At 39.3% G+C, this 12,907-nt stretch carries 13 protein-coding genes; 5 read left to right on the forward strand and 8 right to left on the reverse strand.

The window, feature by feature from the left end:
• From H561_RS0108310 to H561_RS0108330, 5 genes are all read right to left on the reverse strand, one after another.
• Positions 1-247, reverse strand: a 247-nt coding sequence (locus tag H561_RS0108310) for a transposase (RefSeq protein WP_027385608.1), incomplete at its 3' end; no start/stop codon positions are given.
• Between the two features lie 129 nt (positions 248-376).
• Positions 377-1,195, reverse strand: coding sequence for an alpha/beta hydrolase (locus tag H561_RS0108315; protein ID WP_027386578.1), 819 nt, complete (start codon positions 1,193-1,195; stop codon positions 377-379).
• A gap of 171 nt (positions 1,196-1,366) precedes the next feature.
• On the reverse strand, positions 1,367-3,700 hold the full coding sequence (locus H561_RS0108320; RefSeq protein ID WP_027386579.1) for an ATP-dependent helicase: 2,334 nt from the start codon (positions 3,698-3,700) through the stop codon (positions 1,367-1,369).
• A 152-nt stretch (positions 3,701-3,852) separates the two neighbouring features.
• Positions 3,853-4,221, reverse strand: a complete 369-nt coding sequence (locus H561_RS0108325; RefSeq protein ID WP_027386580.1) for a response regulator — start codon at positions 4,219-4,221, stop codon at positions 3,853-3,855.
• 9 nt (positions 4,222-4,230) lie between these two features.
• Positions 4,231-4,821, reverse strand: coding sequence for a sensor histidine kinase (locus tag H561_RS0108330; RefSeq protein WP_027386581.1), 591 nt, complete (start codon positions 4,819-4,821; stop codon positions 4,231-4,233).
• 463 nt (positions 4,822-5,284) lie between these two features.
• Here H561_RS0108330 and H561_RS0108340 point away from each other — a divergent pair, with 463 nt between their 5' ends.
• The 3 genes from H561_RS0108340 to secG all read left to right on the forward strand — a co-directional run bounded on the left by H561_RS0108340 (position 5,285) and on the right by secG (position 9,171).
• The gene (locus H561_RS0108340) at positions 5,285-6,598 is read left to right on the forward strand and encodes a M16 family metallopeptidase (protein ID WP_027386583.1); all 1,314 of its coding nucleotides are present in this window, start codon (positions 5,285-5,287) and stop codon (positions 6,596-6,598) included.
• Between the two features lie 50 nt (positions 6,599-6,648).
• Positions 6,649-8,694 (forward strand): M16 family metallopeptidase, encoded by a 2,046-nt coding sequence (locus tag H561_RS0108345; RefSeq protein ID WP_027386584.1) that lies wholly within the window; start codon positions 6,649-6,651, stop codon positions 8,692-8,694.
• 129 nt (positions 8,695-8,823) lie between these two features.
• A complete protein-coding gene (secG, locus tag H561_RS0108350; protein WP_027386585.1) occupies positions 8,824-9,171 on the forward strand; it encodes a preprotein translocase subunit SecG in 348 nt (115 codons plus the stop codon).
• Positions 9,172-9,232: 61 nt separating this feature from the next.
• Here the strand turns inward: secG and H561_RS0108355 are convergent, their stop codons facing one another.
• From H561_RS0108355 to recR, 3 genes are read right to left on the reverse strand one after another with little or no spacing between them, the layout of a single operon-like run.
• Positions 9,233-10,066: a glycosyltransferase family 2 protein gene (locus H561_RS0108355; RefSeq protein WP_027386586.1), complete on the reverse strand. Its 834-nt coding sequence runs from the start codon at positions 10,064-10,066 to the stop codon at positions 9,233-9,235.
• Positions 10,067-10,074: 8 nt separating this feature from the next.
• Positions 10,075-10,887: a glycosyltransferase family 2 protein gene (locus tag H561_RS0108360; protein WP_051349342.1), complete on the reverse strand. Its 813-nt coding sequence runs from the start codon at positions 10,885-10,887 to the stop codon at positions 10,075-10,077.
• Between the two features lie 20 nt (positions 10,888-10,907).
• Positions 10,908-11,519, reverse strand: coding sequence for a recombination mediator RecR (gene recR / locus H561_RS0108365; protein ID WP_027386588.1), 612 nt, complete (start codon positions 11,517-11,519; stop codon positions 10,908-10,910).
• Positions 11,520-11,728: 209 nt separating this feature from the next.
• On the opposite strand from recR, the gene H561_RS0108375 reads away from it, so the two are divergent.
• Positions 11,729-12,334, forward strand: a complete 606-nt coding sequence (locus tag H561_RS0108375) for an LURP-one-related/scramblase family protein (protein ID WP_027386589.1) — start codon at positions 11,729-11,731, stop codon at positions 12,332-12,334.
• A 21-nt stretch (positions 12,335-12,355) separates the two neighbouring features.
• Positions 12,356-12,847 carry a hypothetical protein gene (locus H561_RS0108380; RefSeq protein ID WP_027386590.1) on the forward strand — a complete coding sequence of 164 codons (492 nt, stop codon included), beginning with the start codon at positions 12,356-12,358 and terminating at the stop codon, positions 12,845-12,847.
• Positions 12,848-12,907: the final 60 nt, after the last annotated feature.

Below are 12,907 nucleotides of genomic sequence, written 5' to 3' on the forward strand. Positions count from 1 at the left end.
CATCCTGGAGAATCTGCTTATCCAGGCTTAGGTCGGCTACCAACTTCTTGAGTTGACTGTTTTCTTCCTCTAATTGACGTAAACGCCGGAGTTCTGTAATCCCCAAACCTCCGAATTTCTTCTTCCAATTGTAGAAAGTGGCCTCACTTATACCCATCTTACGACAAACTTCTTCGACTTTCACTCCTGTCTCAGACTGTTTCAATGCAAAAATAATCTGACTCTCTGTAAATCTGCTCTTTTTCATTAGACTTTTCTTTATTTAAATTTAATTATTTCTCGAAAAATCTCTACTTTTAATTGTTCCAGTTTTTTGGGAGAAGGTCAGCAAATTAAGCCTGCAAAGTTTTTATGAATGATTTATAATATGATGATCTTACTTTTTCAGTTTCTCAATCCTTCTCATTTCGTTTAACAATAAAGGAAAAGCAGGTTGTGCCATTCCGCCATGATCGAAGCCGTCGAGTTCGTATAAAGTGGTTTCTTTATGGCCTTTCAGCTTCATCATTCTGGCCATGTAAGCATTTTCTTCATACCTTCCGAGAAGCTCTTTTTCGCGGTCTCCCGTAATCAGGAGCAGTGGCGGTGCATCGGCTCTGATAAAATGAAGCGGAGCAAAATCATCAATCCTTGCATCCAGCTCATCAATTCCTTTTTCTTTCCTTATGGTAAAGTGGGAAATCATCTGTCCACTGAAAGGGATGATCCCCGCTAAAGCATTTGCATCAATATCATACTTCTGCAGATAGGCTTTGTTAAGGCCTACCATAGTGGCAAGATATCCTCCTGCCGAATGTCCTGAAATAAAAACCAAGTCTTCACGGCCGCCGTAATTTTTAATATTCTTAAGTACCCAGGCGGTTGCTGCGGCGGCATCTTCAATATATTTCGGTGCATTTACTTTAGGTGAAAGCCTGTAGTTAACCCCGATAACGGCAATCCCTTTATTTTTTAACCCTTCCGGGATTTCCTTCTGCCCGCCTGTCAGGCCTCCGCCGTGAAACCATATAACCGTTGGAAAATTTTTTACATTTTTCGGAACATAGACATCCAGAACACATCTTTCGTTAATATAAACATCCGCTTTATTGGTCTTTTCGTCATAATAATGAATATTGCTTTCCGTACGGTATTCCTGAGAAAAAAGAGGAATGGAAAATAAAGTAATGATTAAAAATACCAGAATCCTTTTCATTGTAAAAACTTTTATTGTTTAAATATACGAATTTGTTGTTTTTTCCTTATTATTATCCATAAAAATCCCCGCAAACTTCACATATCTCACATAAAATCTATGGCATAATGGAATTTGCGGGAACCTATTTTAAGAATATTTCATTGCTTTCGCTTCTCAGAATGACCTGATCTAAATCTTAATCAGCTTGGCATATTTCAGGATTAGGTTTTTCTCTCCTTCATGCTGGAAAATCACTTTGGCTTTGATGTTCTGGGGATCAGTACCATCCAGGAAAGTTACTTCCCCTACGCCGAAACGGTCATGCCTTACTTTATCCCCCACTTCAATATCCTGTGAGGAAGCTCCGCTCGGGTTAATGATCTTTGCCGTACTTACCGGTTTTAATTTTCTGGGCTCAGCGATGGGTTTTGAACCTTCACCCCGTTCGATCGTTTTCTTTTCCACCCTTTTAAAGCCTTGAAGCTCGGAAGGATGCTCTTCAAAAATATTTGACTTGAGGCCTGCATTATTGATAAAGCGTTTTTCAATGGCCGGGTTTACGAATTCAATATATTGATCGTCAATTTCACTTAAGAACCTTGAAGGTTCGGCATCGGTTATTTTCCCCCACTGGAACCGTGAAACGGCATATGAGAAAAAGGCCTGCTTTTCTGCCCTGGTTAAAGCTACATAAAACAGCCGTCTTTCTTCTTCCAGATCTTCCCTTGTTGTGGAACTCATAAAACTCGGAAAAAGGTTTTCTTCCAGGCCTACCAGGTGTACTACCGGGAACTCCAGACCTTTTGAAAGGTGAATGGTCATTAATGATACCATTTCTTCCTCATCATCTTTCTTCTGGGTATCGGCAGAGAGCGCGATATTCTCCAGAAAATTGGGTAAGCTCGGATCTCCGTCTTCCAGCTGCATTTGCTCTTCAATGAATCCCTGCATGGAGTTCATTAATTCCTGAACGTTTTCCACTCTTGAAATCCCTTCCGGGGTCTGGTCGTCTTTTAAAAATTTAATCAGCCCGCTGCGTTTGGCCACTTCCATAGCAACGCTGTACGCGGTTTCGGTTTTTAACAATACCTGGAATGCTTTGATCATTGACCAGAAGTCGTTCAGTTTATTTAAAATTCCGTTATTGAGTCCTAACTGCGGGGCATATGCCGGAAGATTGTCAAGCACATTTGAGACGGTAACGTTGTGGGCATCTGCAAAAACAATCAGTTTATTCTGCGTGGTCTCGCCAATTCCCCGTACAGGATAATTGATTATCCTCATCAGGGCTTCCGAATCATTCTCATTGACCAAAAGCCTGAGATAGCCGATAAGATCCTTGACTTCTTTCCGTTGATAGAAAGAAAGGCCTCCGTATACTTTATAGGGAATGTTTTTACGTCTCAGCGCATCCTCGAAAGCCCGGGTCTGCGAATTGGTACGGTATAAGATGGCAAAATCGCTGTATCTTCTCTGTTCCCGGTTCCGCGTTTCCCAGATGTTTCCGGCTACGAAATTAGCCTCATCGGCATCAGAAAGAGAACGGTATACTTTGATCTTTTCGCCTTCTTCATTTTCACTGAAAACATTCTTTTTGAACTGCTGAAGGTTTTTGGCAATCACCACATTGGCTGCATTGACAATATTCTGCGTTGAACGGTAATTCTGCTCCAGGGAAACCGTAACGGCATCAGGATAATCTTTTTTAAAGTTGAGAATATTATAAATATTGGCTCCACGGAACGAGTAAATGGACTGCGCATCGTCTCCTACAACGCAGATATTTTCAAATTTCGAAGCCAGTGCCTTTACAATAAGATACTGAGAATGGTTGGTATCCTGGTACTCATCCACCAGGATATATCGGAAACGATCCTGGTATTTTGCCAGAACTTCAGGAAAACGTGTCAACAGCTCATTGGTTTTCAACAACAGATCATCAAAATCCATGGACCCGTTTTTATAACACTGTTCTACGTACCTCTGATAAATCTGACCGATAAATTTCATATTCGCCTTTTCATCAGCTTCAATGAGCTCAGGATTATTGAAATATGCCTTTACCGTGATGAGGTTATTTTTATACGTTGAAATCCTGGCCTGGACTTTTTTAGGTTTGTACAGATCAGCATCGATATTCATGTCCTTCAGTACTTTTTTAATGACATTCAGAGAATCCTGCTGATCGTAAATGGTAAAATTGGAAGGATATCCCAGGTAATGGGCTTCACCTCTCAGAATCCTTGCAAATACCGAGTGAAAAGTTCCCATCCACAGGCTTCTGGCATTACTATGGCCTACTACCTTTGCAATACGCTCCTTCATTTCTTTCGCCGCTTTGTTGGTAAAGGTAAGTGCCAGAATATTGAAAGGGTCTACTCCATTTGTGATCAAATGGGCAATACGCATGGTGAGCACACGTGTTTTTCCGGAACCTGCCCCTGCAAGAACCATTAATGGTCCCTGTAATGTGGTAACGGCTTCAAATTGTGATTCATTCAGTCCTTTCAAATAATCCTCCATACTGCAAAAAAAATTAGGAATACAAAATTAGTGTATTATATGGAGAATTCAAATCCGGCAACAAGGTAAATAGTGTTAAATTGATCCTTTACTGAAATAAGGATTTTGAGACAAAATCGGCAGAAAAATACTGCCGTTGCAGGTGAGTGATTTTATTTAATGTAAAACCTGATCCGGTCTACCATATTTCCAAGATCGAACGGTTTGGCGATAAATTCATCGGCTCCTGCATCCAACGCGGATTGTTCAAGGCCACGGCTTGCAGACATTATCAGAACAGGAATATCTTTTAATTTTTCATCTTCCTTGATGAGTCTGCAAAAATCCCTGCCATCTTCACCGGAAAGCCACATATCCATTAAAATGACATCGGGTTTCATTTCAGGATTCAGGGCATTGAACATTTCTGAACCTTTGTGGAATTTATCAACTTCAAATCCTTCAAAATCAAGCATCATTTCAATAGAATCAACAATTGCAGGGCTATCATCTACCACCATTATTTTTGCAGAATCAGACATGGTAATTTTTTAATTTTTATTCTTTGGGATTCTGAAGCAAAAATCAGACCCTTCTCCTTCAACGGAAGAAACAGAAATTTCCCCTCCGGCTCTTTTTATAATTTCGGATGAAATATAAAGCCCAAGCCCCAAGCCCGGGAATGTATGCGTTATGGATTCGCTTATTCTATAATACTGATCGAAAACCTTTGACTGTTGATCCGCCGGAATACCGATCCCGAAGTCCCTGACACTGAACCGCGCTTTATCTTCCTCTGAAACTGCAGAAATGTGTACCTCATCCACATCCGGAGAATATTTAATGGCATTGCTGATGAGGTTGGCCATCACCTGGGAAATCCGGTGCCGGTCTGCAAAAACATCACCTATCCTGGATCTGCTTACGATCATTTTATGCCTTGAGGTCATCTGCTGCTCTTCAACCACTTCATTAACAAGCCGGTCAAAATCAAAATAAGATTCATTCAGCTGGATCTGCCCTTTCTGAATCTTTGTAACATCCAGGAGTTCATTGATGAGTTGCGTAAGGCGGCCGATCTGGCCATCCATCTTTTTCACAACATCTTCATTTTTGTGATCCTCTGATTTCTGCAGGTTCATTTTGATGAACCGGGTATATAATTTAAGGCTAATAGAAAAATTAAAATTTTTTCACCATTCAATGAATTTTATTACATTTAAATTTACTCAGCAAAAATTATTTACTGTGAAAAACTTAAAGAAACTTTTAAGAAATGATCTAAAAACTTTAAAAGGCGGAGGCGGAGACTCGGTTTGTGGAATGACAGTGCATCCGGCCAAGTTATTTCCATGCATCACTGCTCCAGCTGTGAACCTTTGAGCGGAGGAAAAGGTATGGGATGTGTTTATGACTCTGTCATAGATTCAGGCGGTAAACCCGCCCCTTGATATGATTGTCCAAACCTGTTAAAAGATCAATTTTATCTTGTAGATTATGAAGCCGTATTTTTTTAGTACGCTTTTTTCATTATTGAAATTTCTTCATTTTTTTTGTAACAATTAACGTATTTTTGACACTCATTATACAAAATAATTTCTATTTATGAAAAAGCGACTTCTTTCTGTTGCTGCAGCGGCTTTCTTCGGAATAGCTCTGAATGCTCAACAAATTAAATTTGAGGAATATGACCTGCCAAACGGACTTCATGTCATTCTTCATCAGGACAATTCTGCACCAGTGGTAACGGCAGGTGTCATGTATCACGTAGGTGCAAAAGATGAAGTTAAAGGAAGAACAGGCTTTGCTCACTTCTTTGAACACCTTTTATTTGAAGGGACCCCTAACATTAAAAGAGGCGACTGGTTCAAAATAGTTTCTTCAAACGGAGGGCAAAATAATGCCAACACCACAAATGACAGAACCTATTATTACGAAACATTTCCTTCAAACAACGAACAGTTAGGACTTTGGATGGAGGCTGAAAGAATGCGTCATGCAGTTATTAACCAAATCGGTGTGGATACGCAAAGGGAGGTTGTAAAAGAGGAAAAAAGATTAAGAATGGATAACCAGCCTTATGGAAATCTTTTCAGTACCATTCAGAAAAATTTATTTACCAATCACCCATACAACTGGCCGACCATAGGCTCAATGGAAGATCTGAACTCAGCGAAATTAGATGAGTTCCAGGCATTTTATAAAAAATATTATATCCCGAATAATGCTACTTTGGTGGTCGCAGGAGATATTAAGCCTGAGCAGACCAAAAAATGGATTCAGGAATATTACGGAGGCATTCCTAAAGGAACGGTTTCCCCTAAAAACTTCCCGAAAGATGCGCCTATCACTCAGGAAAAAGAGGTAACTGCCACAGATCCGAACATTCAGCTTCCGGCTTATATTTTCGCTTACAGAACTCCAGGCAACAAGGAAAAAGATGCGTACGTTCTGGATATGCTTTCTTCTTATTTAAGCAATGGAAAATCTTCGGTTTTATACAAAAAACTAGTTGATCAGGATAAAAAAGCACTTCAGGTACAGGCATTTAACCAAGGACTTGAAGATTACGGAATTTTCGCATTCTTCGCCATCCCGATGGGACAGACGACTAAAGCAACACTTCAGGCTGACATCGATGCTGAAATCAAAAAACTTCAGAACACATTAATCTCTGAAGAAGACTACCAGAAACTTCAGAACCAGTTTGAAAACCAGTTTGTCAATGCCAATTCAAGTATTCAGGGGATTGCCGCTTCACTGGCAACAAATCATGTGCTGATGGGGAACACCAATTTAATCAATAAAGAGATTGACATTTACAGGTCTATCACAAGACAGGATCTTCAGAATGCAGCTAAAAAGTATCTTAATTCCAACCAAAGAATCATCATCAACTACGTTCCTGAAAAAAAGTAATCAGCCCAGACTTTTAAGTTCAATGATTATTAAAAATTAAATTTTTACAAATGAAAAAGCAATTAACATATATAGCTGCAGCATTTTTCTTCGCAGGAATGGTTTCAGCACAAAAAATAGATCTTAATGCAATGCCGAAACCGGGTCCTACACCCGCGATCAACATTGCCAAGCCAAAAACCTTCCAGCTGAGCAACGGCCTTACGGTAATGGTCGTAGAAAATAACAAGCTGCCGAGGGTAAGTGCCAATCTTTCTATGGACAGGCCTCCGTATAACGAAGGAACCGTAACCGGTGTAAGCGAAATCATGGCTGAGCAGTTCGAAAACGGGACGACCAACATGAGCAAAGATGCCTTCAACAAAAAAGTCGATTACCTTGGAGCTAACTTAAGCTTCTCTTCAGGCGGTGCTTTTGCCAGTTCGCTTTCTAAATATTTCCCTCAGGTGTTAGGATTAATGGCCGATGCGATCATCAACCCTAAATTTTCTGCTGAGGAAATACAGAATTCTAAGGAAAGAGCAATTGAAGGGCTTAAATCTGAAGAAAAAAATGCATCAGCCATCGCTTCAAGAGTTTCCAATGCTTTGCTATACGGGAAAAATACTTCAAGAGGAGAATTTGAAACGGTTGAATCCATCAACAAAATTCAACTGGCAGATGTACAGAACACCTATAAAAAATATTACGCTCCGGATAACGCTTATCTGGTCATCGTCGGAGATGTAAAATTTGACAAAGTAAAGCCTTTGATTGAAAAAGCATTCAGTGGCTGGAAAAAGGCAAATACCCCTATTATTCCGTTAGAGCCGTCCGCAAATGTGGCCAAAACAGAAATCAATGTAGTGGACGTTCCTACTGCTGTACAGTCGGTTGTTTCATTGAACAACCTGAACAAGCTAAAAATGAAAGATCCGGATTATTTCCCGGCCACTATTGCCAACTATGTTCTTGGAGGCGGTGGTGAGGCCAGGCTTTTCATGAACCTTCGTGAGAAAAACGGATTTACATATGGCGCTTATTCCAATATGAGTGCAAGCAAATATTCCCCGCAGTTCTCTGCTACGGCAAGCGTAAGAAATGAAGTAACGGATAAAGCGGTAAAAGAATTCATCAATGAACTTAACGGCATCTCAACGGTAAAACCTGAAGAGCTTGAAAATGCCAAGGCCAAACTGAAAGGGAATTTCATCATGTCTCTGGAAAAGCCGGAAACCATTGCCAGATTCGCACTGAACCAGAAAATCCAGGATCTTCCTGCTGATTTTTATACAAATTATCTAAAGTCTATCGACAAAGTAACGGCTGCTGATGTTTCAAATGCCGTGAAAACGAATATTTTACCTAACCAGAGCAGAATCTTTATCGCAGGAAAAGCATCTGATATTTCCGAAGGACTGGAAAAATTGGGCTACCCTGTAAAATATTATGACAAAGATGCCAACCCTATAGCAAAACCGTCTGCCAAAAAAATGGATGCCAATGTAACGGTAGCTTCTATTGCAGATAAATACATTGATGCGATCGGCGGAAAAGCGAACATCAGTAAAATCTCTTCTTATGCAATGACGGCTTCGATGACGATGCAGGGACAGAATATTGACCTGAAAATGGTTAAGGCCCAGGGCGGAAAAGAAATGACTACCGTAACCGCAATGGGGCAGGTTGTCCAGAAACAGGTATTTGACGGAAAAACAGGATATTCCGAGCAGATGGGGCAAAAAGTTCCTATGAAAGCAGAACAGATTGCTGAAAAACAGAAAAATGCAGAGCTTTTCGAGGAATTAGGTTTCGCAAAATCTGCTGATTATAAAGTAGCAGGCATCGAAAAAGTAGGCGGAGAAGATTCTTATGTTGTAAAAGGAGGCGATACCACTTACTACTATAGCGTAAAAACAGGATTGAAAACCGGAGAAACCAAAACCGTGAAAGCACAGGGGCAGGAAATGACTGTTCCTACTGTATTCTCTGATTATAAAGATGTAGCAGGAGTTAAAATGCCGTATACCATCTCTGTAAACCAGATGGGCATGGATATGACGATGACTGTAAAATCTTACGAAGTGAATCAGGCAAAAGAAACTGATTTTAAATAAATCTACTCTATTTATGTAAAAGCGGCAACTGAGTTGCCGCTTTTTATTTTTAATAACATTTGGGGATATCTTTTTTTGCCGTTCGGTAAAAAAAGATTAAATTTGCCCATTCAAAAAGATATCAAATTAATGGATTCTATATTTATACTATTGATGGTTCTTGTAATGATCGCGAGTATTTTACTGGTTATCATCGTTATGGCTCAAAATCCTAAAGGCGGAGGTCTTTCCAGTACTTTCGGAGGTGCTTCTTCAGCACAGTTCGGGGTACAGAGAACCAATGACTTCATGGAAAAAGCAACCTGGACCTTAGGGGCAATCATCATTGTTCTTATTCTTTTAAGCGTAGTGATTACAGGTAAGCCATCAGCAGCTCCCGTTCCGGTACCGGCACAGAAAGAAGCTCCGGCTAAACAATCGGCAGCTCCGGCTTCTACCACTACACCGGCAGCTCAGACTCCCGCACCGATTAAATAAGTAAGCAAATAATATTTTTACATACCCAAATAAAAAGCAACTCAATGAGTTGCTTTTTATTTTATTTCAGTTTAGATTTTTCAATCTTATATCTCAGATTCAGTCCGGCTTTTAACAATATATACTGCAGCGGCTGTGATCTTCTGTAGTATTTGTTTATAAAAATCTGCATAGCGCCGTAAAACCTTTGAAGATAAACCTCATCCTTAACCGTGCTCTCCCCTTTATGGTGAAGGATAGAAGCCTTGCCGTAATAAAAATTCGAATACCCGTTTTTTAATAAAGTATAGCAGAGATCCACATCTTCACCGTACATAAAATAGGTTTCATCCAGACCGCCCACTGTATCATAGACCGCTTTTTTAATCAGTAAAAAAGCACCTGTAATGATCTCTACTTTGTCTACAGCCGTTTCATCAATATCATCCCTGTAATATGATTTTGAACTATTTTTTTTAAAATTGATAAATAATTTTTCGAAGGAATTAAACATATCCGGGACAGAACGTTTGCTTTCAGGAAGAAAATTCCCTTCTTTGTCATGCATCCTTACCCCAAGGCATCCGAAAGCAGGCTGAGAATCTGTAAAATGCAGGATTTCTTTCATATAAAAACCTTCAAGCTCCGTATCCGGGTTTAAAATCAAAAGATATTCCCCGTTGGCCTTCTTTATAGCCTTATTATTTGCTTTTGCAAAACCGTCATTCGTTTTTGATGCTATAAAATGGACATCCGGAAATTCCGGAACCAGATCTTTCCATGAAGAATCGGATGAAGCATTATCAATTACAATTACTTCATATTCAATACCTGTCATATATTTCTGAACAGATAAAAGACAGCATCTGAGCAACTGAGTGACATTATAATTGACAATAATGATAGACAATCTCATCTCCGGTTTTATAATACGTTTTTTTTAAAATTAAAGCCCCATGTCCTTACCAGCAAAAGTACATATTTTGCTTTGTAAAAAAGAGTAAGAAGAAAGTACTGACCCCATCCGATACGTTTTAAGGCATACATTTCCTTGATATTTCTCTGGAAGCCTTCTTCCATCAGATGAAGATTTGCAGACAAGCCTGAAACGCCGAATGTTCTTTTCCCTCCATCTGCAATCAATAGGCTTTCATCCAATATATACATTTTATTGTTCCTTGAAATTTTCATCCAGTAATTGAGATCTTCAGCATACCGCTGATCATCATTAAAATAGCCCGTATTGTCAAGAATTTTTCTTTTGAACAGCACTGTCGATGGCTGGGCTTCATTTCTCAGCAATAATTTCCCAAAGGTAATTTCAGCAAGATGATTTTTAACATGGTAAGGCAGAAGGATTCTGTTATCATTCCTTCTTGTAGCCAGAAAATCAATGGCAAAATCTTCATTTTCGAGATAGGCCAGCTGCCTTTCGGTCTTTAACGGCAGCCATTCATCATCGGCATCCAGTAAAGCAATGTATTTGCCTTTGGCGATTTTCAGACCGGCATTCCTGGCCCGGGAAACCCCTCCGTTCGATTGTTCAATCAGCTGAATGTTCATGTCCGAGTTCTCTATGATAAAATCCAAGACAACTTCTTTACCGGAATCGGTAGATCCGTCATTAATTACAATAACTTCAAATCTCTGCACGCCAACCGTTTGTGCTTTAACTGAATTTAAAGCGGCTGCTATCGTACTTTCTGCATTATATACCGGAATAATTATGGAAATCATCAATATTTACAAATAACTTATCAGGAACCCTCACTGTAAGGCAACCTGTTCATAATAGACCTTCCCAGAGAAATTTCATCGGCATATTCCAGCTCGTCCCCTACCGAAATCCCTCTTGCAATACTGGAAAAATTCACTTTCAGACTTTTGAACTTTTTGTATATGTAATATGCGGTAGTATCTCCTTCCATCGTAGCGCTTAAAGCAAAAATTAATTCTTTTACCCTTCCTTCATTCAGTTTCTTCTCAATGCTCGGAATATTCAGCTGATTGGGGCCGACTCCATCCATCGGAGAAATCTTCCCGCCTAAAATAAGATATTTTCCGTTGTATTTTCCGGTATTTTCAATGGCAATTACATCACGGACATCTTCCACAATACAGATCACTTCACTGTTCCTCTTCTCATTGCTGCAGATTTCACAGATTTCAAAATCGGAAAAATTATGGCATTCCTTACAGTACTTGATATCATTCACCAAACTAATCAGGGAATTTCCAAGACTCATTGCTCTGGAATTGGGTTGCTTTAATAAATGTAATGCTAAACGCAAGGCTGTTTTCCTGCCGATTCCAGGCAGTCCCGAAATTTCATCCACCGCTTTTGCCAATACTTTACTTGGATAATCCATTACGCAAAAATAATAATTAAAGTTGTAAATAATGAATAGTCAACAGTCAATTTTGGAAGGATCAGCACTTAAACGCATAAGAAAATTAACATTTCCTGTTTTCAGCATTATTATCAGAGAACATACCTCATTATTCATCATCAACCATGCATAACTCTGAAAAAAACAGTTATCTTTGAGTACTAAATATTAACTTGAAAATAAACTTAATGGTACTTAACAATTTAAATTATCCGCTTGATTTTAAATTTAAAATCACCACCCTGGCGAGTGATTTCAACATTACAGATAAGAACGGCAACTACGTCGCTTACGTACGTCAGAAAATGTTCAAATTAAAAGAAGATGTTATTGTTTTCAATGATGAAAGCAAAACGAAGGAACTTTTTAGAATCCAGGCCAACCAGTGGATTGATTTTAACGCTTCCTATTCTATTAAAGATGCGATCAATACAAAAAATTTCGGCAGGCTGGCAAGAAAAGGAATGCGCTCTATCTGGAAATCGACCTATGATGTGCTGGATGTAGCTGATCAGCCCAAATTCACCATCACAGAAGACAATGCCTGGACTAAATTCCTTGACGGAATGGTGAGCGAAATTCCAATCATCGGTATGTTTACGGGATATTTTCTTAATCCGGCCTACACGGTAAGGGGAATAGATGGAAAGGAGTACTTTAAATTAAAAAAAATGCCTTCATTTTTCGGAAGAAGATTCCAGCTGGACAGGCTCATCGATATTGATGATGAGGAAGAAAGCTTAGTGATTCTTTCATTATTAATGATGACGCTTCTTGAAAGATCAAGAGGATAGATAATACCATATGCCACAACAATGAAATATATAGTCATTTTCGCTTCAGCCTTGATGCTGGTTTCATGTAAAAAAGAACAGCATACCGTTCAGAATACTAAACCTTCGGATTCTGTACATGCTGTTCAGGACAGTGTAAAAAGTGAAAAACCTTCCGGAAAAATCCTGGTGGAAAATTTTCCTTTTCCTAAGGAGATTAAAGAGTGTTCATGCTATTTTGCAAAAAACAGAGCAGACTTTGAAGCTGAAAAATACATTTATGCGGATGATGCAGGCAAAACAGCCTATATGAAACTTAACGGTAAAAGACTGGCAATGAACCTGATCTCTTCCAGCGATATGGAATCCGGTGAAGAGCTGAGCAAAGAAATAGAAAACGGTGATTATAAAATCTCTGTAGAAGGCAAAAAAATAAAAGGCGAGGAAGCATTGTTGTTTGAAGGAACGCTCACCATCGAAAAACCGGACGGCACGAAAGAAACCATACCCATCTACGGTGAATGCGGATGTTAGGCATTGCATTTATTTGCCGGATCAAAGATTAACTGAAATAGGTTGAACCATAAAAAGAAT

Origin of the sequence: Chryseobacterium gregarium DSM 19109, assembly GCF_000430845.1 — a bacterium.
Classification (GTDB): Bacteria; Bacteroidota; Bacteroidia; order Flavobacteriales; family Weeksellaceae; genus Chryseobacterium; species Chryseobacterium gregarium.

Excerpts from the sequence above, each read along its gene's own strand:
- H561_RS0108360 (WP_051349342.1), bottom strand. The coding sequence starts at position 10,887 with ATGATTTCCATAATTATTCCGGTATATAATGCAGAAAGTACGATAGCA.
- H561_RS0108355 (WP_027386586.1), bottom strand. The coding sequence starts at position 10,066 with ATGAGATTGTCTATCATTATTGTCAATTATAATGTCACTCAGTTGCTC.
- H561_RS0108380 (WP_027386590.1), top strand. The coding sequence starts at position 12,356 with ATGAAATATATAGTCATTTTCGCTTCAGCCTTGATGCTGGTTTCATGT.
- recR (WP_027386588.1), bottom strand. The coding sequence starts at position 11,519 with ATGGATTATCCAAGTAAAGTATTGGCAAAAGCGGTGGATGAAATTTCG.
- H561_RS0108315 (WP_027386578.1), bottom strand. The coding sequence starts at position 1,195 with ATGAAAAGGATTCTGGTATTTTTAATCATTACTTTATTTTCCATTCCT.
- H561_RS0108320 (WP_027386579.1), bottom strand. The coding sequence starts at position 3,700 with ATGGAGGATTATTTGAAAGGACTGAATGAATCACAATTTGAAGCCGTT.
- H561_RS0108340 (WP_027386583.1), top strand. The coding sequence starts at position 5,285 with ATGAAAAAGCGACTTCTTTCTGTTGCTGCAGCGGCTTTCTTCGGAATA.
- secG (WP_027386585.1), top strand. The coding sequence starts at position 8,824 with ATGGATTCTATATTTATACTATTGATGGTTCTTGTAATGATCGCGAGT.
- H561_RS0108375 (WP_027386589.1), top strand. The coding sequence starts at position 11,729 with ATGGTACTTAACAATTTAAATTATCCGCTTGATTTTAAATTTAAAATC.
- H561_RS0108325 (WP_027386580.1), bottom strand. The coding sequence starts at position 4,221 with ATGTCTGATTCTGCAAAAATAATGGTGGTAGATGATAGCCCTGCAATT.
- H561_RS0108330 (WP_027386581.1), bottom strand. The coding sequence starts at position 4,821 with ATGAACCTGCAGAAATCAGAGGATCACAAAAATGAAGATGTTGTGAAA.
- H561_RS0108345 (WP_027386584.1), top strand. The coding sequence starts at position 6,649 with ATGAAAAAGCAATTAACATATATAGCTGCAGCATTTTTCTTCGCAGGA.